Here is a 22801-nt window from a genome sequence, read left to right as displayed (position 1 = left end):
AAGGAAGCGCTGAGACTGGGATCAGGAAGATGACGTGCTGTCGTGGAGCAGTGACTCCAGGCCGCCCGCCACGGTCGCGAGCGCCTCCAGTTCGTCCAGGGCGCTCACCGCGGCCGCCGCCGCGGCCGGGTCGCGGTCGGCCAGCCCGCTCTCCGCGAACTCGTCCTCGTCCAGCCGGAGCACCTCCGTGCCGTCGGCGGACCGCCACAGGTCGAGATCGAGGTCCTCCACGACCAGTTGGGTGCCCGAGAGCGTCGCGGGCCGGGTGACGTCGCAGTACCAGCCCTTCAGCGCGCCCGTCGCGGCCCGGACCTCCTTGACCGCGTACCAGCGGTCCCGCCAGTAGTACTCGGTGAAGACGTCACCGGCCTCGAACCGTACGAAGCCGAAGTCCCGTACGCCGTCCCCCGCCCACGGGGCGCGCACCGCGATCCGGGTGCCGTCGTCGGACAGCAGCGCGGCGTTGTAACGGATCTTCGTACGGCCGCCCTTGACGAGGACGACCTCCAACGAGCCCACCGGCTCAGTCGAGTTCGCGGACATGGCGTACCTCCGACGCGTGGATCTCGTACCCGAACCAGGAGTTGACGGCGAGCATCGGCGCGTTGTCCGCGTCGTTGCCCGTGTGCGCCCGGGTGTACCCGGCCGCGCGGGCCCGGTGCAGGGAGGCGTTCTTGACGAGCTTGGCCAGGCCCCGGCCCCGGTAGGCGCGGGCCGTGCCGGTCATGCCCGTGGTGTAGGTGCGGGCGCCGTCGGTGCGGGCCGCGCTGAAGGCGACCGGGCGGCCGTCGGCCACGGCGACCGAGGTCAGCTCATGGTCCAGCAGGGGGTGCCGCCAGGTCTGCGCGAGCCATGCCTCGTAGTCCGACAACTCGGTGTCGATGTCGCCCGGTTCGTCGGACGCCGTCTCCGCGTCCAGCGCGAACAGCGGGCGCGGGTCGTCCGCGAAGTCGGCGGCGGTACACAACTCCACACCGGGCGGCGGGTCCTGGAGCGGCGGCAGTTCCGCCCGCGTCAGGTCGAGGACCAGGAAGTGGGCGCGGCGGCTCGCCCGGTAGCCGTGCCGTTCGGCGAAGGCCCGGTTCGCCGGCTCGTCCAGGACCCAGGCGAACAGCTTCCTCGCCCCGTGGGCCGCGAGGTGCTCCTCGGCCGTCCGGGTCAGCAGGGTGCCCGCGCCCCGCCCGGTGCGCGCCGGGTCGACGTACACGTTGAGGAAGCCCTGGCCGGGCTCCGGGCTGTCGTGGACGAGCCCGGTCTGCGCGGTGCCGACGATCTCGCCGTCCACCTCGGCGACCAGGCTGCGGACATGGGCGTCCGGATCGGCGTGGGCCAGGTCGTGCCGTACGGACCGCGCGGTGAAGAGCACATGGGGCAGCGCGCGACGGCGGACCCGGACGAAGCCCTCGACGTCGGCGGTCGTGTCGGGGCGCAGAGCGCGCACGATGACGGTCATGTCGGCGCACGCTACGGCCGGTGCCGTCCCCGCGCCTCTCATTTTCCGCCGGGTGCGGGACAATCGGACCGTGACCTTGAAGATCCACATCGATGACGGCGCCGCGCCGTACGAGCAGGTGCGGGCGCAGATCGCGGAGCAGGCCCGGTCCGGAGCGCTGCCGGTCGGGTACCGGCTGCCGACGGTCCGGGGGCTCGCCGAGTCGCTGGGCCTCGCGGCGAACACCGTCGCCAAGGCGTACCGGGCGCTGGAGACGGACGGGGTGATCGAGACGCGCGGCCGCAACGGCACGTTCGTGGCGGCCGTCGGCCCCGCCGCCCAGCGGGAGGCCGCGGAGGCCGCGCGGACCTACGCCGAGCGGGCGGTGCGGCTGGGGCTCAGCGAGGAGGAGGCGGCGGCCGCGGTCCGGGACGCGCTGCGGGCGGCGTACGGCGACTGAGGCGACCGGCCGGAGAAGCGGCGCCCGGTACGGGAAGACACAGGTCAGCGCCGGGACGCGAGCGCCCTCGGGGTGCGGGTCACCGTCAGCCGGCCGCGCTCGGCCGTTCTGCCGAAGAGGGCCGCGTCGCCCACCGCCGCGCCGCCGGGGTCGTTGTTGAAGTACGCGTACACGTCCTCCCCGCCGGACCAGGTGGTCGCGATGCGGTCGATCCAGGTCTCCAGGGCGTGCTGGCCGTAGCGCGGCCACGGCTGGGCGCGGCCCTCGTGGAAGCGGACGTAGCCGAAGCCGGCGGTCCGCCACAGCGGGCCTGCCGGGCGGGCGCGGACGTCGGCCCAGCACAGGGCCGCGCCCCGGGTCTCCAGGACCCGCCGTACCGCCGGGGTCCACCAGGACGGGTGCCGCGGCTCCACGGCGACCCGGGTGCCCGGCGGGAAGGCCGCCAGGCAGGTGTCCAGCAGTTCGGGGTCGGCGCGCAGGGTCGGCGGGAGCTGGAGGAGGACCGGGCCGAGGAGGGCGCCGAGGCCGGCCGCGTGGGTCATCAGACGGTGGACGGGTTCCGCGGGGTCGTGCAGCCGTTTGATGTGGGTCAGATAGCGGCTGGCCTTGACCGCGACCACGAAATCCGGCGGCAGCCGCCCGGCCCAGGACGCGAAGGTCTCCCGGGACGGCAGCCGGTAGAAGGCGTTGTTGATCTCCACGGTGGCGAAATGCTCGGCGTACTCCTCCAGCCAGCGCCGCACGGGCACGTCGGCCGGGTACAGGACCTCACGCCAGTCCTTGTACTGCCAGCCGGAGGTGCCGACATACAGGGTCATACCTCCATGGAACCACTTCGGGCTCCCTACAGGTAAAGCCCCGCGTCCGCCCCGGCGCGCGGCTCCGGCAGCGAGGTCGGGGAGGTGCCCCGGCGCAGCGCGTACAGCTCCGCGAGTGTCGCGCCCTCGCGGCCGACGCCCTCCTCGGTGCCCAGCCAGCCGACGGCCTCCCGGCGGGTCAGCGGGCCGACCTCGATCCGGGCGAGACAGCGGCCCGGGCGGACCACGGCCGGGTGCAGCCGCTCCAGGTCCTCGTTGGTGGTGACGCCCACCAGGACGTTGCGCCCCTGGCCGAGCAGGCCGTCGGTGAGGTTCAGCAGCCGGGACAGCGCCTGGCCCGCGGTGTGCTTGGCCTCGCCGCGGATCAGTTCGTCGCAGTCCTCCAGGAGCAGCAGCCGCCAGCGGCCCTTGCCCGAGGAGTCCTCCTCGCCGATCGCGATGTCCATCAGATAGCCGACGTCGGAGAAGAGCCGCTCCGGGTCCAGCACGCAGTCCACCTGGCACCACTCCCGCCAGGACCGGGCCAGGGTGCGCAGCGCTGAGGTCTTGCCGGTGCCGGGCGGGCCGTGCAGCAGGAGCAGCCGGCCCGCGATGCTCTCGGGGGTGGTGCCCATCAGACGGTCCATCGCCTCGGCCACCGGTGCCGTGTAGTTGGGGCGGACCTCCTCCCAGGTGCCCGCGGAGATCTGCCGGGTCGTGCGGTGCGGGCCGCGCCGCGGGGAGACGTACCAGAACCCCATCGTCACGTTCTCCGGCTGGGGTTCGGGCTCGTCCGCCGCGCCGTCCGTCGCCTCCTTCAGCACCTGCGCGGCGAGTTCGGCGGTGGTCGCGGTGACCGTGACGTCCGCGCCGCGGTTCCAGCGGGAGATCAGCAGGGTCCAGCCGTCGCCCTCGGCGAGGGTGGCGCTGCGGTCCTCGTCACGGGCGACGCGCAGCACCCGGGCGTGCGGCGGCAGCAGGGTCGCGCCGGAGCGGACCCGGTCGATGTTCGCCGCGTGCGAGTACGGCTGCTCGCCCGTCGCGAAGCGGCCGAGGAACAGCGCGTCGACGACATCGGACGGGGAGTCGGAGTCGTCGACGGTGAGCCGGATCGGCAGAGCGTCGTGTGGCTGCGCAGACATGCCGCCATGATCCGCCACGGAACCGCCCCGCGCACCCGGTTTCCGCGGTGCGCGCGGTGTGTCGCGTGTGTCCGGTGGATTCCGCCTTGTTCCGTCGGCCGCGGCGGGCACCCCCGCCGCGGCCGACGGAGGTGTCCACCGGGATCCGGGGCGACGGTTCAGACGAAGCCGGACGCCGCCCTGTTCCCCAGGCGTCGGGTGCGGCGGACCACCGCGTAGCCCTTTGTCAGGGTGCGGTCGCGGGCGAAGTGGCGGGTGAGGGAGCGGCCGTCCAGGAGGTGGGCGAACTCCTCGTCGGTGGTGGTGCGGCGTACGGTCACCCGGTGCAGCGCGTACGGGCCCTGGGCGCGGCGGGCGAGGGTGTTGCCGACGGCCAGGGCCTGGGCGAAGCCCAGCCGGCGCACCGCCGTGCGGACCCGGCGGCTGGAGTAGCCGTACGGGTAGGCGAACGACACCGGAGGTGTGCCCAGTTCGGCGGTCACGACCTCCCGGCAGCGGATCAGCTCGGCGCGCAGGTCCGCGTCGTCGAGCTGGTCGAGCTGCGGATGGGTGTGGCTGTGACCGCCGATCTCCACGCCCGCGTCCGCGAGTCGGCGCACCTGCGGCCAGTCCAGCATGGTGTCGAGCCCGCCGCCGGTGTCGTGGGCGCCCCGGATCCAGCCGGTGGAGACGAACAGCGTGGCCGGGAAGCCGTGTTCGGCGAGGACGGGCAGGGCGTGCCGGTGCACGCCCTCGTAGCCGTCGTCGAAGGTGATCAGCACCGGGCGGCCGGGCAGCGGCCGTCCCGCCCGCCAACGGGCCGCCAGGTCGGCCGTGGTGAGCGGGGTGAGACCCCGCTCGGCGATCGCCGCCATCTGTTCGGCGAACGCCTCGGGCGTCACCGACAGGGCCCGGGTGGCGTCGTTCGGTTCGGCGGCGACCGCGTGGTACATGAGGATCGGGACGCGCGCCTCCGTCATGCGGCGTCACCCCGTTCCCGCGCCCCTTCCCGCGCCCTTTCCTCCTCCGGTGCCGGTTCGATCCGCACCACCTCGAACGTCGTCCCGGCCCGGCGCGCCCGCAGACTGCCGACGACGTACCCGCCGGCCGCCGTCAGCACCCCGGCGACGATCGCGCCGGCCCGCCGGGCCCCGCCGGGCCGGGCCAGCACCTGGTCGCGCAGCCCCCGCACCACTCCGGCCGGCAACACCCGCGTGGCGTACCGGCGTTCGGACTCCAGCCCCTTGTCGGTGCCGACGCTGCGCGCGACCAGCGCCTTGGACAGGCCCTCGGCGTAGGTGCGGGTGCGGAAGTAGCCGAAGTGCTCGCGCGCCGCGGGCACCTTGTGGTGGATCACCGCGCGGTCGTCCATCAGCAGGATCGCGTCGGGTCTCGCGCGGGTGAGCCGGATGCACAGATCCGTCTCCTCGCCGCCCATCGGGCGCCGGTCGCCGTCGCGTCCGATGCCGGTGGCGAAGCCGCCCACGACGTCGAACGCGCTGCGCCGGAACGAGGCGTTGCCGCCGAGGATGTTGCGCACCCGGACCCGGCCGTGCGGCAGGCCCCGGTAGGAGCAGCCCACCACCCAGTCGAACTCCTCGGGGAACCAGTCGGGCCGCCGGCCCGAGGACCAGACGGGTTCGGCGCGGCCGCCGACGGCCAGCACCCGGGGGTCGGAGTAGGGGTCGGCGAACCGCCGCAGCCAGTCCCGTTCGGCCACGGCGTCGTCGTCGAGGAAGGCGATGACCTCGCCCCGGGACCGGGCGATCCCGGTGTTGCGGCCGGCCGACAGACCGCGCGGGCCCGCGTTGGGCAGCACCCGCACCCCGTCGTCGTGCGCGTACTCCTTCGCCAGCCGGTCCAGGAGCGTCGGGTTGTGGTCGACGACCAGCAGGGTCTCCAGGGCCGGACGGGACTGGGCGGCCACCGAGGCGACCGCCGCGAGGATGTCCTCCCAGCGGTCCTCGGTGTACGCGCAGACGACGACGGAGATGCCCAGCCCGGTCCCCGACTTGGTGTCCGGCGTGTGGTCCGGAGTGCTCAAGACACCTCTCCCCGGGCCGAGTCGAGCATCGGGGAGCGCCGGGCCGCGCGCCGCAGCGCCCGCCGGTTGGACCGTTCCTTGAGGATCACCCGCAGCACCCGCAGCCCGTCGCGGACGGCGCGCAGATTGCTCACGCCGTGGATGCGCAGGTACTCGTGGCTGGGGATCTCCTGGACCTTGAGGCCGGCCTTGACGACCCGGATGTTCATCAGGGTCTCGACCTCGAAGCCCGTGCAGTCCAGCTCGATCTTGTCCAGGCAGTGCCGCCAGAACGCGTTGTAGCCGTAGCACAGATCGGTGTAGCGGGCGCCGAACTTGCGGTTGACGACGGCGCACAGCGCCCGGTTGCCGAGCCGCCGGACGAACGTCATGTCGTCGGTGCCGCCGCCGTTGGCGAAGCGGGAGCCCTTGGCGAAGTCCGCGCCGGAGACCAGCGCGGACACGTACGACACGATCTCGTTGCCGTCGGCCGAGCCGTCCGCGTCGACCATCACGATGATGTCGCCGCTGCACGCCTCGAACCCGGTGATCAGGGCGTCCCCCTTGCCGCGCCCCTGCTGTCCGACCACCTTGACGCCCGGCCACAGCTCCCGGGCCACCTCGACGGTGCCGTCGGTGGAGTTGCCGTCGACCAGGACCACTTCGTGGATCCAGTCCGGCAGGGTCTTGAAGACGTACGGAAGGTTCTCGGCCTCGTTCATCGCGGGGATGACCACGCTCACCGGCGGTGTGATCGCCAGGTGCGAGGAGATGGGCCGGTAGGCGCCGACGGTCGACGGAGCGTCGGGATCCCGCTCCGACTGGTGCTCCGATGTCGCCGGCTGAAGAACGGAACTCATGAGTCTGGTCCCTCTCGTCCGGTGGGCCGCCCGCCCCTGGGCGGCCCGGATCCACGTCCGGTTCGAAAGGGGGGTTTCTCACCCATGGCGGAACGGTCTCCGCACACCTGCCGGGTGAGCTGGCAAAGCTGACCGGCCACCGGCGAACGACGGCGGCCGACCGCGCGGCACGGCCCGGTCACCAGGTGGCCACCGAGCACGGCACCCCCCTACCGCGCTCCCGCTCCGGATGCCGCCGCGGTCCCTGAGCCCTCCCCTGGAGCCGTTACCGACGGTCCGATGCGAGTGAGATGTATGACGGTATTGATGATTAAGCCCGGATGGCAAGACCTTGGCGGTCCTCTGACCGTTTTGTTCGTTTGACCGTTACACACGGGTGTGCCCGTCCGGGGACGGGTGTGCGGTGCTCGGACACAGGTGTTCCCCGGAGACGGCGGACGCCTCCGGGGAACGGGGGGAACGACAGGCCGGATCGGTCAGATCACGACCACTGGGGTCACGGGACGAGCTTCAGCAGCCGGTTCGGGGAGCCGGTGCCGGGGCTGGTGACCTTGCCGGTGGTCGCGCCGCTCGTCAGGGCGGTGGCGACCTGCGCCGGGGTGGCCGAGGTGTGACCGGCCAGGTAGACCGCGGCCGCGCCCGCGACGTGCGGCGTCGCCATCGACGTACCGGAGATGGTGTTGGTGGCGGTGTCGCTGGTGTACCAGCCGGCCGTGATGGAGGAGCCGGGGGCGAAGATGTCCAGGACAGAACCGTAGTTGGAGTAGCTCGCCCGGGCGTCGGTGCTGGTGGTGGCGCCGACGGTGATGGCCTCGGTGACCCGGGCCGGGGAGTACGAGGAGGCGTTGGCGCTGCTGTTGCCGGCCGCGACCGCGTAGGTCACCCCGCTGGCGATGGAGTTGCGCACCGCGGTGTCCAGGGTGCTGGAGGCGCCGCCGCCGAGCGAGAGGTTGGCGACCGAGGGCCCGGAGTGGTTGCGGGTCACCCAGTCGATGCCGGCTATCACACCGGCGGTGGTGCCGGAGCCGTTGTTGTCGAGCACCCGGACGGCCACGATCTTCGCCTTCTTGGCCACGCCGTAGGTGGAGCCCGCGATCGTGGTGGCCACGTGGGTGCCGTGGCCGTTGCCGTCGGAGGCGGTGGTGTCGCCGTCGACGGCGTCGTAGCCGTAGGAGGCGCGGCCGCTGATCTGGGAGTGGGTGATGCGGACGCCGGTGTCGATGACGTAGGCCGTGACCCCGCTGCCCGCGCTGTCCGGGTAGGTGTACGTGCCGGACAGCGGCAGGGACGTCTGGTCGATGCGGTCCAGGCCCCAGGGGGCGTTGGACTGGGTGGTGTCGGTGACCCGGACGGTCTGGTTCTGCTCGACGGCGGCCACCGCCGGGTCGGCCGCCAGTCTGCGGGCCTCGGCGGCGGAGAGGGTGGCGGTGTAGCCGTTCAGCGCGGCGCCGAACGTCTTCTTGACCGTGCCGCCGTACTCCTTGATGAGGTCCTTGCCGGTGGCCGAGGACGCCTTGAAACCGGCCTGGGACTTCAGGGTGACGATGTAGCTGTCCTGTACGGCGGTGGGGGAGTTCGCCGCGAGGACCCGGCCCTCGGCCGGGGCCGCCTGGGCGGGCAGTGCGGTGAGCCCGCCGACGAGGGCGGCGGCCGCCACCGTGGTGACGGCGGCGGTGCGGATCCTGGTGCTACGCAGGTGTGCCATGACGAGGAAGTCCTCCATCGGGCGCCGCGCGACCCGGGTGGGGCGCGCGTCTGTGGGGGGTGCGCGCGGGGTCGCGTGCACGGCCTCGAACGTCGCGTTCCGTTCTCGGCTGAGGTAAAGCCTCGGTCGACTACAGGCGTAGAACAAGGGAGTTGACGATACGTCAACAACTTTGACATGACCACGCAACGTCGCGATCAAAAAGGGGCGCCTCCCGGCCCCGGTAGGACCGGAAAAGTCTTGGCATGGACACTTCCGGTCAACACGCGTAGTTGCTACGACAGTTATGGCAGAGATCCTGCTAAAGGGAGGTTCCATGAGACGTTCCCGACTTGTCGTATTCGTCAGCTCACTCCTCCTGGCCGCCGGCGCAGCCCTCACCGGGGCGAGTGCGGCACAGGCGTCCGCGTCCCCGCTCGCCGCCGCCGGCGGGTACGTGGCCCTCGGCGACTCCTACTCCTCCGGGGTCGGCGCGGGCAGCTACATCAGCTCCAGCAGCTCCTGCAAGCGCAGCACCAAGGCGTACCCCTACCTGTGGAACGCCGCCCACACCCCCACCTCGTTCACCTTCGCCGCCTGCTCGGGCGCCAAGACGGGCGACGTCCTGGCCAACCAGCTCGGCGGCCTCTCCTCCACCACCGGCCTCGTCTCCATCACCGTCGGCGGCAACGACGCGGGCTTCACCGACGTCATGACCACCTGCGTCACCAGCTCCGACAGCACCTGCGTCAGCCGCATCAACACCGCGAAGGCGTACGTCGACTCGACGCTCGCCGGCAAACTCGACACCGTCTACTCGACGATCCGCTCCAAGGCGCCGAACGCCCGCGTCGTCGTCATCGGCTATCCCCGCTTCTACAAGCTCGGCACGGTCTGCGTGGGCCTGTCCGAGACCAAGCGCTCCGCCATCAACAACGCGGCGGACCACCTGGACACCGCCCTGGCCCAGCGCGCCGCCGCCCACGGCTTCGCGTTCGGCGACGTCCGCACCACCTTCGCCGGCCATGAGATCTGCTCCGGCAACTCATGGCTGCACAGCCTCAACTGGCTGAGCATCGGCGACTCCTACCACCCGACGGCCTCCGGCCAGTCGGGCGGCTATCTGCCCGCTCTCGAGCGCAACGCCTAGCCGCTACTCCGAGGGCGAAGGCGAAGCGGAGGCTCCGTCCGTCGGGGCCTCCGTGGCACACGTGACCGAGAACGGCACGTACTGCGAGGTCGCCTTCACCGGATCGCGCACCTCGACCCCGATCGCGTTGCTGTACGTCCCGTCCTCCGCGTACGTCGACACGATCACCCTGTCCTGCTTCGACTTCCCGCCGCCCGAGGGGAAGTCCAGCGTCTTCCAGGTCTGGCCCGACAGCTCGCCCTCCCGCGACACCCAGCGGTAGGACACCTGTGCGGGCAGCGTCCCCACCGTGATCGTCGCCGTGAAGGCCGGCGCGGCCGAGTCCGGCGGCGGACACGTCCCCGAGTAGTCGGTGTGGCTGCCCACCACATGCACCGTCACCGTCTGCCGCGGCGCCTCGCTGGAGGCGCTCGCGCTCGGACTCGCCTTCGACGGCTCGGCCGTCGGCCCCTCGCTCTCCTCCCGTGTCGGCGACGGACTCACGCTCTCCGTGCGGCCGGCGGTCACTCCCGCGCTGTCGCCGCCCTTCTTGTCGTCGTCCCGGTTCAGCAGCCCGTACGTCAGCCCGGCGATCGCCAGCGCCAGTACGGCCACGCCCGCCACCAGCGCGACCCCGCCCCGGCGGTGCTGCCGCGGCTCGGTCGTCGTCGTGGTGCCCGTCCACGGCGGGCCCCCGGCCGGAGGCGTCGGCGTGACGGCCGTACGGTCCCGGCCCACCGGCTCGGCGGGGGTCGCGACCGTCGGCGGGAACGGCGCGAACGGCACCCCGCGCGAGGTGTCCGGCCGCGGCGTGCCGCCCGCGGCCACCAGCCGCAGATCCCGCTCCGCCGCATCGGCCGGCAGCCGCTCCGCCGGATCCTTGCGCAACAGCCCCTCGATCACCGGCGCCAGCGGCCCCGCCCGGTACGGCGGCGGCAGCTCCTCGTCCACGATCGCGCGCAGTGTGCTCAGCGGAGTGTCGTGCCGGAAAGGGGAGTTGCCCTCCACCGCCGCGTACAGCAGCACGCCCAGCGACCACAGGTCCGACTCGGGACCCGGGGTGCGCCCGAGCGCGCGCTCCGGCGCGAGGAACTCCGGCGAGCCGATCACCTCACCGGTCATGGTGAGCGCGGAGGTGCCCTCGACGGTGGCGATCCCGAAGTCGGTCAGCACCACCCGGCCGTCGTTCGACATCAGCACGTTGGCCGGCTTCACGTCCCGGTGCAGCACCCCGGCGTCGTGCGCGGCCCGCAGCGCGGAGAGCACCTCGGCGCCGATGTGCGCGGCCCTGGCCGGCTCCAACGGGCCCTCGGCGTCGAGCAGATCGGCGAGCGAGACCCCGCGCACCAGCTCCATCACGATCCACGGCCGGCCGTCCTCCACGGCCACGTCGTACACCGTGACCACGTTCCGGTTGGCGACCCGGGCCGCGGCCCACGCCTCGCGCTCCAGGCGCGCGTACATCCGCTCGATGTCGGAGGCCGGCAGCCCGGCCGGGGCGCGCACCTCCTTGACGGCGACCTCGCGGTGCAGCAGTTCGTCCCGCGCCCGCCACACCGTGCCCATGCCGCCCTCACCGAGCGGGGTCAGGAGCCGGTAGCGGCCCGCGATCAGCCGCTCACCACCCGCTTCTTCGGACACCGCGTCCCCCATTCGCACATCGCATCCGGGCGAAAACCCACGCAACCCCACCAACGTAGCTCAGCCCAGTACGGATGCGGCCCCCTTGAGCACAAGGCCGGCCCCGAGAGCCACCACGAGCAGCGCCGACCAGACCGGCAGATTCCGCCGGACCAGCGCCACGGCGGGCCGGGTGGTCCAGCGCGGCTGCCGGTCGAGCAGCCGGGTCGCGCCCGCGCCGAGCCGTACGACCGCGTAGCCGGCCGCCGTGAGGGTCAGCGCCAGCCCGACGCCGTACGCGACGACGAGCAGCAGCCCGAACCAGGCGTGCCCGAGCGCCGCCGCGCCGACCAGCACGACCACGGCCGAGGGGCTGGGCACCATGCCACCGGCGAACCCGAGCAGGATCGTGCCGCGCAGGGTGGGGGCGGTGGCGTGGGTGTGGGTGTGCCCGCCGTGGGTGTGGGTGTGGCCTGCGTGGGTGTGGTCGTGCGTGTGTTCGTGCTCATGGCCGTGGTGGTGGGTGTGTTCGTGGGTGGGGGTGCTGGCGGGGGCGGGGGCGTGCGGGCCCGTGTGCGCGCCGGCCAGTACGAGGCGGCGGGCGGGGGCGGGCTCGTGGTCGTGGTGGTCGTGGCCGCCGGGCCCGTGGGGGTGGTGCGTGTGCGTGTGCCCGCCGTGGCTGTGGGTGTGACCGTGTCCGGGCCCATGCCCGTGCCCATGCCCGTGCCCATGGCCGTGCGACCGGTTGCGCCAGGCCCGGCGGGCGAGCGTGACGCCCGCGACGAGGACCAGCGCTCCGCTGGCGAGGCCCAGCCAGGCGATCACCGAGGGGGCCGCGGCCGAGCCCGCCGTCACCAGGAGGCCGAGGGCGACCACGCCCAGGGTGTGGGTGACGGTGACCGACGCGGCCAGCGGCAGGACGTCCTTCATCCGGGCCCGGCCGCCCCGCGCGGCGGCGGTCGCGGCCATGATGGTCTTGCCGTGGCCCGGCGCGACCGCGTGCATCGCGCCAAGGCCGACGGCGATCACCAGCGCCAGCGCGGCGAAGCCGAGGGTGAGGTCCTGCCGGGCGACCAGATCGTCCAGGGCGCGCGTCCACCGGTCGGCGCCGCGCGGCAGCACGGACGCGGCGGGCGCGTCGCGCCGGTCGTCCTCGGCCAGCGCCGGACCGCCCGGCCGCACCCGCAGCGACGCGGTCGCGGTGTCGGCGGGGGAGGACAGCAACTCCTGCGGGTACGAGGTCAGTTCGCCGGAGATCGAGGTCTTCGGTACGTCGGACGAGGTCAGCGTCGTCCGGTCGCCGCGCGCGGTGATCTCGCGCCAGCCGGGCCCGGAGGAGGCGCCCGCGCTGTGGAAGGCGACGGTGACCGTGTCGTCGGCGGGCAGCGGAGCCGTCAGCCGGCACTCCACCCGCAGCGTGTCGAGCCCGGCCTGTCCGGGCCGTACGACCGCCCGGGCGGCGCCCGCCGTGAGCGGGACGGCGCGGCCGTCCATGGTGACCTTGCTGTCGGAGGCGGCCGTGGCACAGCGCTGCCGCGCCCACTCGGTCGTGCCGAGGCGTTCGATGTCGGGCTTGGCCTGGGTCGCCGGGATCTCGGCGAGGTCCTCGACATGGTCGACCCGGAGCTGTCCGGGGGCGGTGACGAGACCGTCGTACCGGTTGACGGTGAAGTTGCCGAGCGGGTGCGCGCTCGCGGTGGCCGCGGGGAGCAGGGCGAGCGCGCAGCCGGCGGTGAGCACGGCCGCGCCGGACGCGAAGAGCCGGCGGAGGCCGGGGCGACGGGCGTTCACTTGGCGGCCTCCAGTGCCTTCAGTGCCGTACGGGCCGCGCGGGCGCCGGGCGGGGAGAAGCCGGGGTTCAGCTTCAGGGCCGCCGTGAGGTGCGTGCGGGCGTCCTTCGCGTTGCCGGTGGCCTGCTCGATCATGCCGCGGTGGTAGAGGAAGGAGGCGTTGCGGTAGCCGGTCGCGGTGGCCCTGCGGGCGTAGGGGAGGGCCTCGGCGTCCTTGCCGTTGACGTGCAGGGCCCAGGCGAGGGCGTCCGCCGTGTGCACGGTCTGCCGGCGGTCCCACTCGGCGCGGGCCGCGCGCAGCGCCGCCGTCCGGTCGCCGTGGTCGGCGGCGGCCAGCGCGGTGTCCAGGTCGGCGTTGACGCCGTTGGCACGGGCCAGGGCCGTCCAGGCGTCGACCAGGGTGTACTGGTCGTCGGCCTTCGCCCGGTCGCCCGCGGCGCCGCGGGCCTCGTACAGCTCACCGAGTTCGACCAGCGGTCCGGGGAGCGGGAAGCGGGCGACGACGATCTCCAGCCCGGTCAGCGCCTCGGCCCGCCGGCCGCTCGCCGCCTGGGCGCGGGCCCTGCCCTCCAGCGCGGGGAGGTAGTTCTCGTCGGCGGCGAGGGCGCGGGCGTAGTGGGTGAGGGCGTCCTCGTAGTCGCCCTGGTTCCAGGCGAGTTGGCCGATCTGGGTGGCCACGTAGGCGATGTCGCCCGGGGTGGTGGACGAGTCGAGCGCCTGGTCGAGGACACGGCGGGCGGTGGTGACGTCGCCGCGCAGTTCCCGGACGTAGGCATAGCGGGTGAACACCGGTACGCCCGGGCGCCGTTCGTCCGCGAGGTCGGCGGCGCGCGCGGCGTCGTCGTAGCGGCCGAGTTCCACGAGGGCGTCGATCCGGGAGCACAGGGCGCGTTCGCTGTACGGGTTCTGCTTCAGCGCCTCGTCGGCGTACTTCAGGGCGTTCGGGAAGTCGTGGCGGGCGGCGGCCAGGGCGGCGCGGCCCGCGAGGGCCTGGTCGTTGTCCGGGCGCAGTGCGAGGGAGCGCTTGAGCGCCTGCTCGGCCTGCGGGTAGCGGGAGGGGTCGCCGTTGGTGCGGGCCTGCTCGACGTAGGCGAGTCCGAGGGTGGCCCATCCGCCGAAGTCCCTTGGCTGGGCGCGGAGATGGGCCTGAAGAGCGGTGATGCCCTCGCCGAGGTCGGCGCTCGCGAGCAGTCCGGGGGTGACCGCGGCGGCCGTCACCACGGGGGTGTTCCGGGTCTCGTGCGCGGCCCCGACGGCGATCGCGCCGGCGGTGAGGGCCACGGCCAGCATGGCGGCACAGGCCCCGAGTTCGACCATCCGCCGACGCCGCCCGGCGGCGGCGAACCGTCGCACGGCGGCGACTCGCTCGTCGGGGACGGAGACCTCGCTGACCTCGGCGGCCTCGGCGTCCTGCCCGGCGACCGCGTCCGTTTCCGTGACCGAGTCCGCGTCCGCGTCCGTGACCACGTCCGCGTCCTCGGACCGCCGTCCGGATGCCGGGAGTTCGCGCTCCGGCTCGCCGTCGTTCGTACGCGGGGACATGCCTCTCCTCGGTCGCCTGGGTGGATCGTCCTGCGGTGGTGTGGCGCGGCCCGCGCCGTGGGGGATGGGTTACGCGGGCCGCGCCGGTCGATGGGGGCGGGCCGGGGAGCGCAGGTTTCTCCCCGGGCCCGCCCGGACGAACGTCCGGGAACGGAGGGCCTAGTAGCCCCGGTAACCCCGGCCGCCCGTCCCGCGGGTGGCGCGGCGCCACCACATGAGGCCGCCGCCGATGAGGAGGACACCGGCCGCGCCGGCGCCGGCGGACGCGGCGATCAGGGTCGAGTTCGTCTCGGTCGAGGAGGCCGGCTGGAGGGCGTCACCGAGCTGGCTGCGGACGTCGGTGCCGCTGCTGACACCCTTGGCGAGCGGACCGCGCGACCCCTCGGTCGGCAGGGCGACGTAGGGGAACGCCTTCTCGAAGGTCTTGTCGTTCTTGTCGACCGCGTCGCCCAAGTCGTTCTTGGAGCCGACCAGTTCACCCTCGACGACCTGGAGCGAGACGTCGATGACGTCGTCCGTCAGCCGTCGGCCGTTGGGGAAGCCCGCGTTGTCGCCGTCCAGCACGCCCAGCCGCTTGGGGCTGGCGGCCGGCTTGATCGAGGTGTTGAGGCGGAGCTGCTCCGAAGGCTTCACGTACGGCGGCTGGTTGAGGCCCTTGACGCCCTTGAGGAACACGTCGACCAGGTCGTTGCGCGGCTCCGCCGGGGCCTTGATCTTGTAGATCGCCTCGATGAGCTTCGGCAGCTCGGGGTTGGTGACGTTCTTCAGGAACTGGGCGTCCTCCCAGGGCGAGGACGCGTTGAACTTGTCCTTGTCCTTGAGGGGGTTGACGACCTCGTTGACCAGCGGCATGCCCAGACGGGAGACCTGGGAGTAGTAGCCCTGCGCGTTACGGCGCTGGGTGGTGGACCAGATGCCGACGATCGGCTGGTCCTTCGACTCGGTGATCATGTCGGTGGGCACCTGGAGGGCGATCGAGTTGACGTTGTAGCCCTTGAGGGTGTCGTTGCCGACCTCGGACAGGTTGCCGCCGTACAGCAGGTCGAAGACGCGCAGGTCCAGGAAGAACGGGTCGTCGGCCTGGCCGGCGAAGGTCTTCGCGCCGCCGGGGAGCTTGTAGATCGCCTGGTCGCGCAGCTTGGCGTAGTTCGGCATGGACGCCTTGCCCACGTTCGACGGCGCCACCGGCACGTCGTCCGCCAGCTTCGTCTTGTGCACGACCTTCTGGTTCTTGAGCTTGACCAGCTCCAGGTCGTAGGTCTGGGTGACGTTGAGGTCCTTGTCGTCCAGGCTCTCGACCGCACCCGTGTTGTAGAGGAACGTCTTCTTGTTCTTCACATGGGTCTTGAAGGTGTAGCGGAAGAGCAGCTCGCCCTGCGCGTCACCGTTGTTGTCGACGTGGATGTCGTACTGGGCGTCCTCGGCGAACGGGAAGAAGTTCGGGCCGCCCGCCGGTTCCTCGAAGGGGATCCAGTTCGCGACGATCGTCGTCGTGTCCGGATGGTCCGGGCTGACGAACGCGTACAGGTCCGTGTTGTCGTACTGCGGGGTGCCCGAGATGAGGGGGGCCTCCCGGTGGCTGGAGGCGTGGGCCGCCCCCGGCGCCAGAGTGGCCATACCGGCGGCCGCGAGCCCCCCGGCGGCCAGCGCACCGCATATGAGAGTCGCGACGCTCCTGCGTCCCGCGCCGCTGCTGGAGATAGCTGTCATGCCGTCCGTCCTCTTGCCGACCTCTGTGCCAACTTGCCTGACTGGACAGTGATACGAAGCGGACGGCGGATCGGATTGGTCGGGATCCAAAAAGTTTTTCCCGCTGCTCGACCCGCGTTTTCGGATCTATGATCCGTAACCCATCCGGAGGTGTGTCCGTTGCGAATGCCTGGTGTGAGGGGCCGGCCCGGGTGCGGCCGTGGAGAGGGGGACCGGATGGAGGCGGACGAGCTGCTGGTGCTCGTCGCTGGAGGCGATCAGCGGGCCTTCGAGCAGTTGTACGGACTGGTGTCCGGACCGGTGTTCGGGCTTGTGCGCCGGGTCGTACGCGACCCCGCGCAGTCGGAGGAGGTCACCCAAGAGGTGCTCCTGGAGGCCTGGCGTTCGGCAGCACGCTTCGATCCCGGGCGCGGCAGCGCCCTCTCCTGGATCCTCACCCTCGCCCACCGGCGGGCGGTCGACCGGGTGCGCAGCGCACGGGCCGCCGTCGACCGGGAGCAGCGCGAGGGCCGGCGCTATCACGACCCGGCCTTCGACCAGGTGTCGGAGGAGGTCGAGGCGGGCCTGGAACGGGAGTTGGTGCGCCGCTGCCTCAACCGGCTGACGGCTCTCCAGCGTCAGTCCGTGACGCTCGCCTACTACGACGGGTACACCTACCGTGAGGTGGCGGAGCGGCTGTCGCTGCCGCTCGGCACGGTCAAGACGCGCATGCGGGACGGGCTCACGCGGCTGCGCCACTGTCTGGGAGGTGCCGCATGAGCGTCCTCGGTTCGCTGTTCCGCCGCGAGGACCGGCACTCGCTGGCCGCGCCCTACGCGCTGGACGCCCTCGACGCCGACGAGCGCCGCCGGTTCGAGAAACATCTGCGCTCCTGCGACCGGTGCGCCGCCGAGGTGCGCGAACTGGCCGAGGACGCGGTCCGGCTGGCCTGGTCGCAGGCCGCGCCGCCGCCGGCCGCGATGCGTGAACGGGTGCTGGCCGCCGTCCAGCGGACCCCGCAGGAGCCGGTGCGCGCGCCGGTGCGCGAGCGCGCGCCCCAACTGCCTCCGCACGTCTGGGGCACGGAGCCACCGCCCGGACGCTCCCGTGCGCCCCGTGCGCGCCGCCCGCTGTTCGTGCCGTTCGCCACGGCCACCGCGGCGGCGGCCCTCGTGGTCGCCGGGCTCTTCGCCGTCCAGGCGAACCGCGCCCAGGACGAGTTGGCCGCCGAACGCGACCGGGCACGTGAGATCGCCCACGTTCTCGCAGCTCCGGACGCGCGCGCGACGACCGGGGCGGACCAGCGGGGCCGCAGTATCGGAGTGATCGCTTCCGCATCGGAGGGCGAGGCGGTCGTCACGTTGAGCGGATACGGCGAGCTGCCCACCGGACAGGTGCATCAGCTCTGGCTCATGCGCCCCGACGCGCAACCGCGCTCCCTCGGGCTCTTCGCGGGCGACACGCCCTTGGTCGCGACCGGACTCGACACCGCGGCGACGTCACTCGCTGTGACCGTCGAGCCCGACGGTGGGTCAGCTCAGCCCACCAGCCAGCCGATTGTCCAACTCACCCTGAAATCGGTTGGATTCGGAGAGTGATCGAAGAGGGGTCGTCAACCCCCTTATGGGGAAGGTGATTCCCGTGAGCTCGATACACGCGTGCCCGGCCGGGGCGATAGGGTTACCCTGCCCGGGCCGGGTGGACTCGTACGGGTGGGGAGTGACATGGAACAGATAACGATGCGCAGCAGGGCGAGGGTCCCTGCGATCACCTGCGGGAGTACCGCGACCAGTTCGCGGCTCGACCGTCATCTCGCGGTGCTGGGCGGCCCCGCCATACCGCAGCGCGAGACGCTGGAGGCGACCACGCTGATGCGTGAGCTGACCGCCCGTGAGCCCCACGAGCGCAGCTCGCAGGGTGCCCGGGTGAGCCGGGTCTCGCTCTTCGCGCCGCTGCGCCGGCTGCGCCGCTCGCTGTTCGGCGGACACCGGCACTGAGACCCGCGCTCAGGCGGCCACACCGTCCCGGCGCAGCGCTGCGATCTCCTCGTCCGTCATCCCCGCGGCACGCAGCAGCGCTTCGGTGTGTTCCCCGAGCGCGGGTACGTCCCCCATCCGCGCCTCCGACCCGCCCGGCAGTGTGATCGGAGGCAGCAGCGCGCGCAACGGCCCTACCGGCGACCCCACTTCCCGCCACCGCTCACGGGCCGCGAGCTGCGGATGCTCGTTCAGTTCCCGCAGGTCCCTCAGGCGCGCGCACGCGATGCCCGCGGCCTCCAGGAGCGCCAGCGCCTCGTCGGTGCCGAGCGCGCCCAGCGCCTCGCCCACCAGCGCGTCCGTGCGCTCCCGGTGGCGCACCCGGGCCGCGTTCGTCGCGAACTCCGGATCCGTCCCCAGCCCGGGCCGCCCCAGCACCCGTTCGGCCAGCCGCCGCCACTCGCGGTCGTTCTGCACCGACAGCAGCACCCGGCCGCCGTCGGCGGTGGGATAGGCGTCGTAGGGCGCGATCACGGCGTGCGCGAGACCGGTGCGCTCCGGCGGGGTGCCGCCGTGGATGGTGTGGTGCAGCGGATGCCCCATCCACTCGGCGAGCGCCTCCAGCATCGACACCTCCACCGGCCCGCCCCGCCCGGTCGTGCCCCGCCGCACCAGCGCCGCCAGCACCCCCGAGAAGGCGTACATCCCGGCCGCGATGTCGGCCGCCGGGATCCCCGCCTTCACCGGCTGCCCGGGCGTCCCGGTCACCGACACGAGCCCCGCCTCGCACTGCACGAGCATGTCGTACGCCCGCTTGTCGGCGTAGGGGCCGCCGGAGCCGTACCCCGAGACGTCCACGGCGATCAGCCGGGGATGCGCCGCACACAGCGTCGCGGCGTCCAGACCGAGCCGGGCCGCCGCCCCCTGCGCCAGGTTCTGCACGAACACGTCCGCGTCCGCGATCAGCCGCCGTACGACGTCCAGGCCGCGCGGGTCCTTCAGGTCCAGGGCGATGGACTCCTTGCCCCGGTTGCACCACACGAAGTGGGAGGCGAGGCCGGCGGCGGCGGTGTCGTAGCCGCGCGCGAAGTCGCCGCCGTCGACCCGCTCCACCTTGATCACCCGGGCGCCCAGATCGGCGAGCTGCCGGGTGGCGAACGGGGCCGCGACGGCCTGCTCGACGGCGACGACGGTGACGCCCTCCAGGGGCGGGGGAAGTCCATCCATGGAACGGATCATGTCACCGGCCGGGCACCGCGCCGCCTGTGCCCCGGGCCCCGCACCGCCGACGGCACCCGCCTACAGCAGCGCGAACTGGCCCTCCGGGCCCTCCTCCTGGTGGTCCAGTACCGTCGCCGGACGGCGCGAGGTGTCCGGCGGCGGAAGGACGCCCGACGCCCGCAGGTCCGCCGCGCCGAGCCCGTCGGTGACCGTCAACTCCTTCTGCTGCTCACGGACTTCCGCGAGCAGCGCCAACACCGTGATCAGTTCCAGGAGTTCGGAGGTCCAGGTCTGCCGCCAGGCGGTCGGGAGGATCGCCGCGAGGGTGCCCGGTTCGGCGGCCGGTGCCGTGCGGGCCGCGAACCACCGCTCCAGGACCCGGGTTCCGGCCGGTGCCTCGACGTCCCAGGCTTCCGGCGGCACCGGGGAGATCCGCCCCTCGTCGAGGTGCAGGGTCTCCTCCTCGCGGTCGTAGCGCAGGGTGAGCGGGCGGGCCGGCAGCGGGGCGCGGACGTAGGGGCGGCGCCCGCCCGGGAGCTTGGGGCGCTCGCCGTCACGGCGCAGCAACCACAGCGCCCGGTGGCCCAGTTCGACACCCCGCGCCCAGAGCGAGGGGTCGCGGGGGAGCGGCACCGTGAGATCGGGGCGGACCGCGACGAGTGTCCAGGCCAGGAAGTCCAGCGGATCGAGGGAGTGGCCGAGCCGCTCCAGCAGACCCGGCGCCAGATTGGGTTCCGCGCCGCCCGGACGCCGGTACAGCGGGCGGATCCGGCCGCCGCGCACGACGGGCGGCAGCCGGGTCGCCAGCGGCGGCGCGTCCGCCGACTCCACCAGGAACACCTGGTGCGCGTCGGCCACCCGCCACAGCTCGGGGCGGGCCGCGTCGATCAGCCGGTGGTCGGGGAGGAGCCACTGCTCGTCGAAGGGCGCGGCCAGCACCCGTACCGGCTCGGGGCAGGGACCCGCCGCGCGGACCAGCCGCTCGGTGCCGCCGGTCTGCCCCGGGAGCTGGGCCACCGCCGAGTGCGCGGTGCGTGAGCGGGTCGGCTCGAACAGCGCCTCGCGCTCCGGGCCCTGTGCCGCCACCAGCGCGGCCCAGCGGTCCCTGAGCGCGGCCGGGTCGGCGGCCAGCGGCCAGGCCCGGCCGAGGCGCGGCGCGGCGACGGACCACGGCATGAGGTCCGCCAGCGGTGGGGCGTCGGCGTGCGTCACGGTCGGCATGCTACGTCCTGCTCAGGTGGCGTCGAGCGTGACCGTGAAGGAGAAGCGGTCGCCCCGGTAGTGGATGACGGCCGCGTCCAGCACCCGGCCGTCGGTGTCGTAGGTGACGCCCGTGTAATGGAGGATCGGGCTCAGCAGCGGCACCCGCAGCAGCCGGGCCGTCTCCGGATCGGCCAGCCGGGCCTCGACGGTGTCCGTGATCCGGCTGATGTCGGCGCCCACGACGTCCCGCAGCACCTTGGTCATCGGCCAGCGCACCAGATCGTCCGGGTCGATCAGCGCGGCCAGTTCGGGACGGACGTAGTTGCGGGCGTGGTTGGTCGGCTCGCCCGTCGTGTCGTCGCCGCGCAGCCGGTGGTAGGCCGCCACCTCGGCCAGATCCGGGAAGTGCTCGGCGAGTTCGGCGGGCACGGCCGCCGTGCCGTGCTCCAGCAGCTCGGTCGTCATCCCGGACTGCTGGGCCACGATCGCGTCGACCGAGCCCAGCAGCCGCACCGGCGCACCGCGCCGCACGTCCGGCTCGATGAACGTGCCGCGCCTGCGGTGCCGGGTGATCAGCCCCTCGTCCTCCAGCTCCTTCAGCGCCTGCCGCATGGTCAGCACGCTCACCCCGTAGTGCCCGGCGAGCTGCTCCTCGGTGGGCAGCCGCAGCGGGTCCCGGGGCGAGCGGCCCAGTATCGAGGCACGCAGCGACTGCGACACCTGGTACCAGAGCGGCAGTTTGCGGTTGAGGACGATCGAGTCCGGGGCGAAGGAGGTCACGGGCCATCCGTACCCTTCGGGCGTCTTTCAGTGCAAGGGGCGGAAGTGCCGCTCCAGTCCGTTCCACACGTCGTCGTAGCCCTGCTGGAGATGGTCGGCGCCGGCCGCGTGCGGGGTGAGGGTGACCGGCCAGCGCGTCTCGAACATGAACGCCAGACCGTCGTCCACCCGCTGCGGGCGCAGTTCCGCCGCGCTGGCCCGGTCGAAGGTCTCCCGGTCCGGGCCGTGCGCCGACATCATGTTGTGCAGCGAGCCGCCGCCCGGCACGAAGCCGCCCTTCCCGGCCGTCTTCGCGTCGTAGGCGCCCTCGATCAGGCCCATGTACTCGCTCATCACGTTCCGGTGGAAGTACGGCGGCCGGAAGGTGTCCTCGCCCACCAGCCAGCGCGGCGCGAACACCACGAAGTCGACCCCGGCGAGGCCCGGGGTGTCCGAGGGCGAGGTGAGCACCGTGAAGATCGACGGGTCCGGGTGGTCGTACGAGATGGTGCCGATGACATTGAAACGGCGCAGGTCGTAGACGTACGGGACGTGGTTGCCGTGCCAGGCGACCACGTCGAGGGGCGAGTGGTCGTAGCGGGCCGTCCAGAGGTTGCCGCAGAACTTGTTGACGACCTCCACCGGCCCCTCGGTGTCCTCGTAGGCGGCGACCGGCGCCAGGAAGTCACGGGGGTTGGCGAGGCCGTTGGCGCCGATCGGGCCGAGGTCGGGAAGCTGGAAGGGGGCGCCGTAGTTCTCGCAGACGTACCCGCGGGCGGTGTCGTCGAGCAGCTCGACCCGGAAGCGCACCCCGCGCGGGATCAGCGCCACATGGCCCGGCTCCGCGCGCAGCAGGCCGAACTCGGTGCGCAGCAGCAGCCCGCCCCGCTCCGGGACGATCAGCAGCTCGCCGTCGGCGTCGCTGAACACCCGCTCCATCGAGGTGTCGGCGTGGTAGAGGTGCACGGCCATGCCCGTGCGCTGGGCGGCGTCGCCGTTGCCGCCGAGGGTCCACAGGCCGGCCAGGAAGTCGGTGCCCGCCGCGGGGTCCGGCAGCGGGTCCCAGCGCAGCCGGTTCGGGTCCGGCACGGTCTCGGTGAAGGGCGCGGTGCGCAGCCCGCCGTTGCCGGTGCGGGTGAACGCCGGGTGGGCGGCCGACGGACGGATCCGGTACAGCCACGAGCGGCGGTTGTGGGCGCGCGGCTCGGTGAACGCCGAACCGCTGAGCTGCTCCGCGTAGAGACCCAGGGGCGCGCGCTGGGGAGAGTTGCGGCCCTCCGGCAGGGCGCCCGGCACGGCCTCGGAACTGTGCTCGTTGCCGAAGCCGGTCAGATGGGTCAGCCCCTCGGCGGTCTTCCGTGCGTCCCCGCGGTTCATCGTCACTCGCTTCCTTGCGGCCGATTCCTATGCATCACCGTAGGATTGCGGTTTCGCCGGCGCAAGAGGTGCGCCGGTCGTCCTTCGTAAGGACGATCACCGGCGACCGGAACCAGAC

General features: G+C 73.0%; 21 protein-coding genes. 5 read left to right on the top strand and 16 right to left on the bottom strand.

Annotated features, from left to right (window positions below):
• Positions 1-21 precede the first annotated feature (21 nt).
• Both G6W55_RS19240 and G6W55_RS19235 read right to left on the bottom strand, forming a co-directional pair.
• Positions 22-543, bottom strand: a complete 522-nt coding sequence (locus G6W55_RS19240; protein WP_175522084.1) for a DUF402 domain-containing protein — start codon at positions 541-543, stop codon at positions 22-24.
• Positions 524-1453: a GNAT family N-acetyltransferase gene (locus G6W55_RS19235; protein WP_175522083.1), complete on the bottom strand. Its 930-nt coding sequence runs from the start codon at positions 1451-1453 to the stop codon at positions 524-526. Before G6W55_RS19235 ends, G6W55_RS19240 begins: the two co-directional genes overlap by 20 nt.
• Positions 1454-1523: 70 nt before the next feature.
• Between G6W55_RS19235 and G6W55_RS19230 the strand changes: the two genes are divergently transcribed.
• Positions 1524-1892 carry a GntR family transcriptional regulator gene (locus tag G6W55_RS19230; protein WP_175522082.1) on the top strand — a complete coding sequence of 123 codons (369 nt, stop codon included), beginning with the start codon at positions 1524-1526 and terminating at the stop codon, positions 1890-1892.
• 44 nt (positions 1893-1936) lie between these two features.
• Here the strand turns inward: G6W55_RS19230 and G6W55_RS19225 are convergent, their stop codons facing one another.
• The 6 genes from G6W55_RS19225 to G6W55_RS19200 all read right to left on the bottom strand — a co-directional run bounded on the left by G6W55_RS19225 (position 1937) and on the right by G6W55_RS19200 (position 8398).
• A complete protein-coding gene (locus tag G6W55_RS19225) occupies positions 1937-2710 on the bottom strand; it encodes a DUF72 domain-containing protein (RefSeq protein ID WP_175522081.1) in 774 nt (257 codons plus the stop codon).
• Positions 2711-2736: 26 nt separating this feature from the next.
• Positions 2737-3831 (bottom strand): DUF5925 domain-containing protein, encoded by a 1095-nt coding sequence (locus G6W55_RS19220; RefSeq protein ID WP_175522080.1) that lies wholly within the window; start codon positions 3829-3831, stop codon positions 2737-2739.
• Positions 3832-3989: 158 nt separating this feature from the next.
• Positions 3990-4790, bottom strand: coding sequence for a polysaccharide deacetylase family protein (locus tag G6W55_RS19215; protein WP_175522079.1), 801 nt, complete (start codon positions 4788-4790; stop codon positions 3990-3992).
• Positions 4787-5854: a glycosyltransferase family 2 protein gene (locus G6W55_RS19210; protein WP_254876332.1), complete on the bottom strand. Its 1068-nt coding sequence runs from the start codon at positions 5852-5854 to the stop codon at positions 4787-4789. Before G6W55_RS19210 ends, G6W55_RS19215 begins: the two co-directional genes overlap by 4 nt.
• Entirely contained in the window at positions 5851-6693 is an 843-nt protein-coding gene (locus G6W55_RS19205; protein ID WP_175522078.1) for a glycosyltransferase family 2 protein, read from the bottom strand. Before G6W55_RS19205 ends, G6W55_RS19210 begins: the two co-directional genes overlap by 4 nt.
• Before the next feature lie 496 nt (positions 6694-7189).
• Complete coding sequence (locus G6W55_RS19200; RefSeq protein ID WP_078636887.1) at positions 7190-8398, bottom strand: S8 family peptidase; 1209 nt, start codon at positions 8396-8398, stop codon at positions 7190-7192.
• A 316-nt stretch (positions 8399-8714) separates the two neighbouring features.
• On the opposite strand from G6W55_RS19200, the gene G6W55_RS19195 reads away from it, so the two are divergent.
• Positions 8715-9527 (top strand): SGNH/GDSL hydrolase family protein, encoded by an 813-nt coding sequence (locus G6W55_RS19195; RefSeq protein ID WP_175522077.1) that lies wholly within the window; start codon positions 8715-8717, stop codon positions 9525-9527.
• Positions 9528-9530: 3 nt separating this feature from the next.
• Here the strand turns inward: G6W55_RS19195 and G6W55_RS19190 are convergent, their stop codons facing one another.
• The 4 genes from G6W55_RS19190 to G6W55_RS19175 form a co-directional block, all read right to left on the bottom strand.
• A complete protein-coding gene (locus tag G6W55_RS19190; RefSeq protein ID WP_175522076.1) occupies positions 9531-11147 on the bottom strand; it encodes a serine/threonine-protein kinase in 1617 nt (538 codons plus the stop codon).
• A gap of 60 nt (positions 11148-11207) precedes the next feature.
• A complete protein-coding gene (locus G6W55_RS19185; protein ID WP_175522075.1) occupies positions 11208-12917 on the bottom strand; it encodes a sulfite exporter TauE/SafE family protein in 1710 nt (569 codons plus the stop codon).
• Positions 12914-14458 carry a lipopolysaccharide assembly protein LapB gene (locus G6W55_RS19180; protein WP_175522074.1) on the bottom strand — a complete coding sequence of 515 codons (1545 nt, stop codon included), beginning with the start codon at positions 14456-14458 and terminating at the stop codon, positions 12914-12916. Before G6W55_RS19180 ends, G6W55_RS19185 begins: the two co-directional genes overlap by 4 nt.
• A 159-nt stretch (positions 14459-14617) precedes the next feature.
• Positions 14618-16168: a DUF4331 domain-containing protein gene (locus G6W55_RS19175; RefSeq protein WP_175522073.1), complete on the bottom strand. Its 1551-nt coding sequence runs from the start codon at positions 16166-16168 to the stop codon at positions 14618-14620.
• Between the two features lie 216 nt (positions 16169-16384).
• Between G6W55_RS19175 and G6W55_RS19170 the strand changes: the two genes are divergently transcribed.
• The 3 genes from G6W55_RS19170 to G6W55_RS19160 all read left to right on the top strand — a co-directional run bounded on the left by G6W55_RS19170 (position 16385) and on the right by G6W55_RS19160 (position 18144).
• Positions 16385-16927, top strand: coding sequence for a sigma-70 family RNA polymerase sigma factor (locus G6W55_RS19170; protein WP_030797466.1), 543 nt, complete (start codon positions 16385-16387; stop codon positions 16925-16927).
• The gene (locus tag G6W55_RS19165) at positions 16924-17745 is read left to right on the top strand and encodes an anti-sigma factor domain-containing protein (RefSeq protein WP_175522072.1); all 822 of its coding nucleotides are present in this window, start codon (positions 16924-16926) and stop codon (positions 17743-17745) included. The genes G6W55_RS19170 and G6W55_RS19165 overlap by 4 nt, the downstream gene beginning before the upstream one ends.
• Positions 17746-17871: 126 nt before the next feature.
• Entirely contained in the window at positions 17872-18144 is a 273-nt protein-coding gene (locus G6W55_RS19160; protein WP_175522071.1) for a hypothetical protein, read from the top strand.
• A gap of 9 nt (positions 18145-18153) precedes the next feature.
• On the opposite strand, the gene G6W55_RS19155 is transcribed toward G6W55_RS19160, so the two are convergent.
• From G6W55_RS19155 to hmgA, 4 genes are all read right to left on the bottom strand, one after another.
• Positions 18154-19350, bottom strand: coding sequence for a CaiB/BaiF CoA-transferase family protein (locus G6W55_RS19155; RefSeq protein ID WP_175522070.1), 1197 nt, complete (start codon positions 19348-19350; stop codon positions 18154-18156).
• Between the two features lie 72 nt (positions 19351-19422).
• The gene (locus tag G6W55_RS19150; protein ID WP_175522069.1) at positions 19423-20565 is read right to left on the bottom strand and encodes a type ISP restriction/modification enzyme; all 1143 of its coding nucleotides are present in this window, start codon (positions 20563-20565) and stop codon (positions 19423-19425) included.
• Positions 20566-20577: 12 nt separating this feature from the next.
• Positions 20578-21327, bottom strand: a complete 750-nt coding sequence (locus G6W55_RS19145; RefSeq protein WP_175522068.1) for a GntR family transcriptional regulator — start codon at positions 21325-21327, stop codon at positions 20578-20580.
• A 27-nt stretch (positions 21328-21354) separates the two neighbouring features.
• Positions 21355-22683 (bottom strand): homogentisate 1,2-dioxygenase, encoded by a 1329-nt coding sequence (gene hmgA, locus G6W55_RS19140; protein WP_175522067.1) that lies wholly within the window; start codon positions 22681-22683, stop codon positions 21355-21357.
• Positions 22684-22801 lie beyond the last annotated feature (118 nt).

Origin of the sequence: Streptomyces sp. CAI-85 (assembly GCF_013363615.1) — a bacterium.
Lineage (GTDB): Bacteria > Actinomycetota > Actinomycetes > Streptomycetales > Streptomycetaceae > Streptomyces > Streptomyces antibioticus_B.
This window is presented reverse-complemented; position numbering and strand designations above follow the sequence as displayed.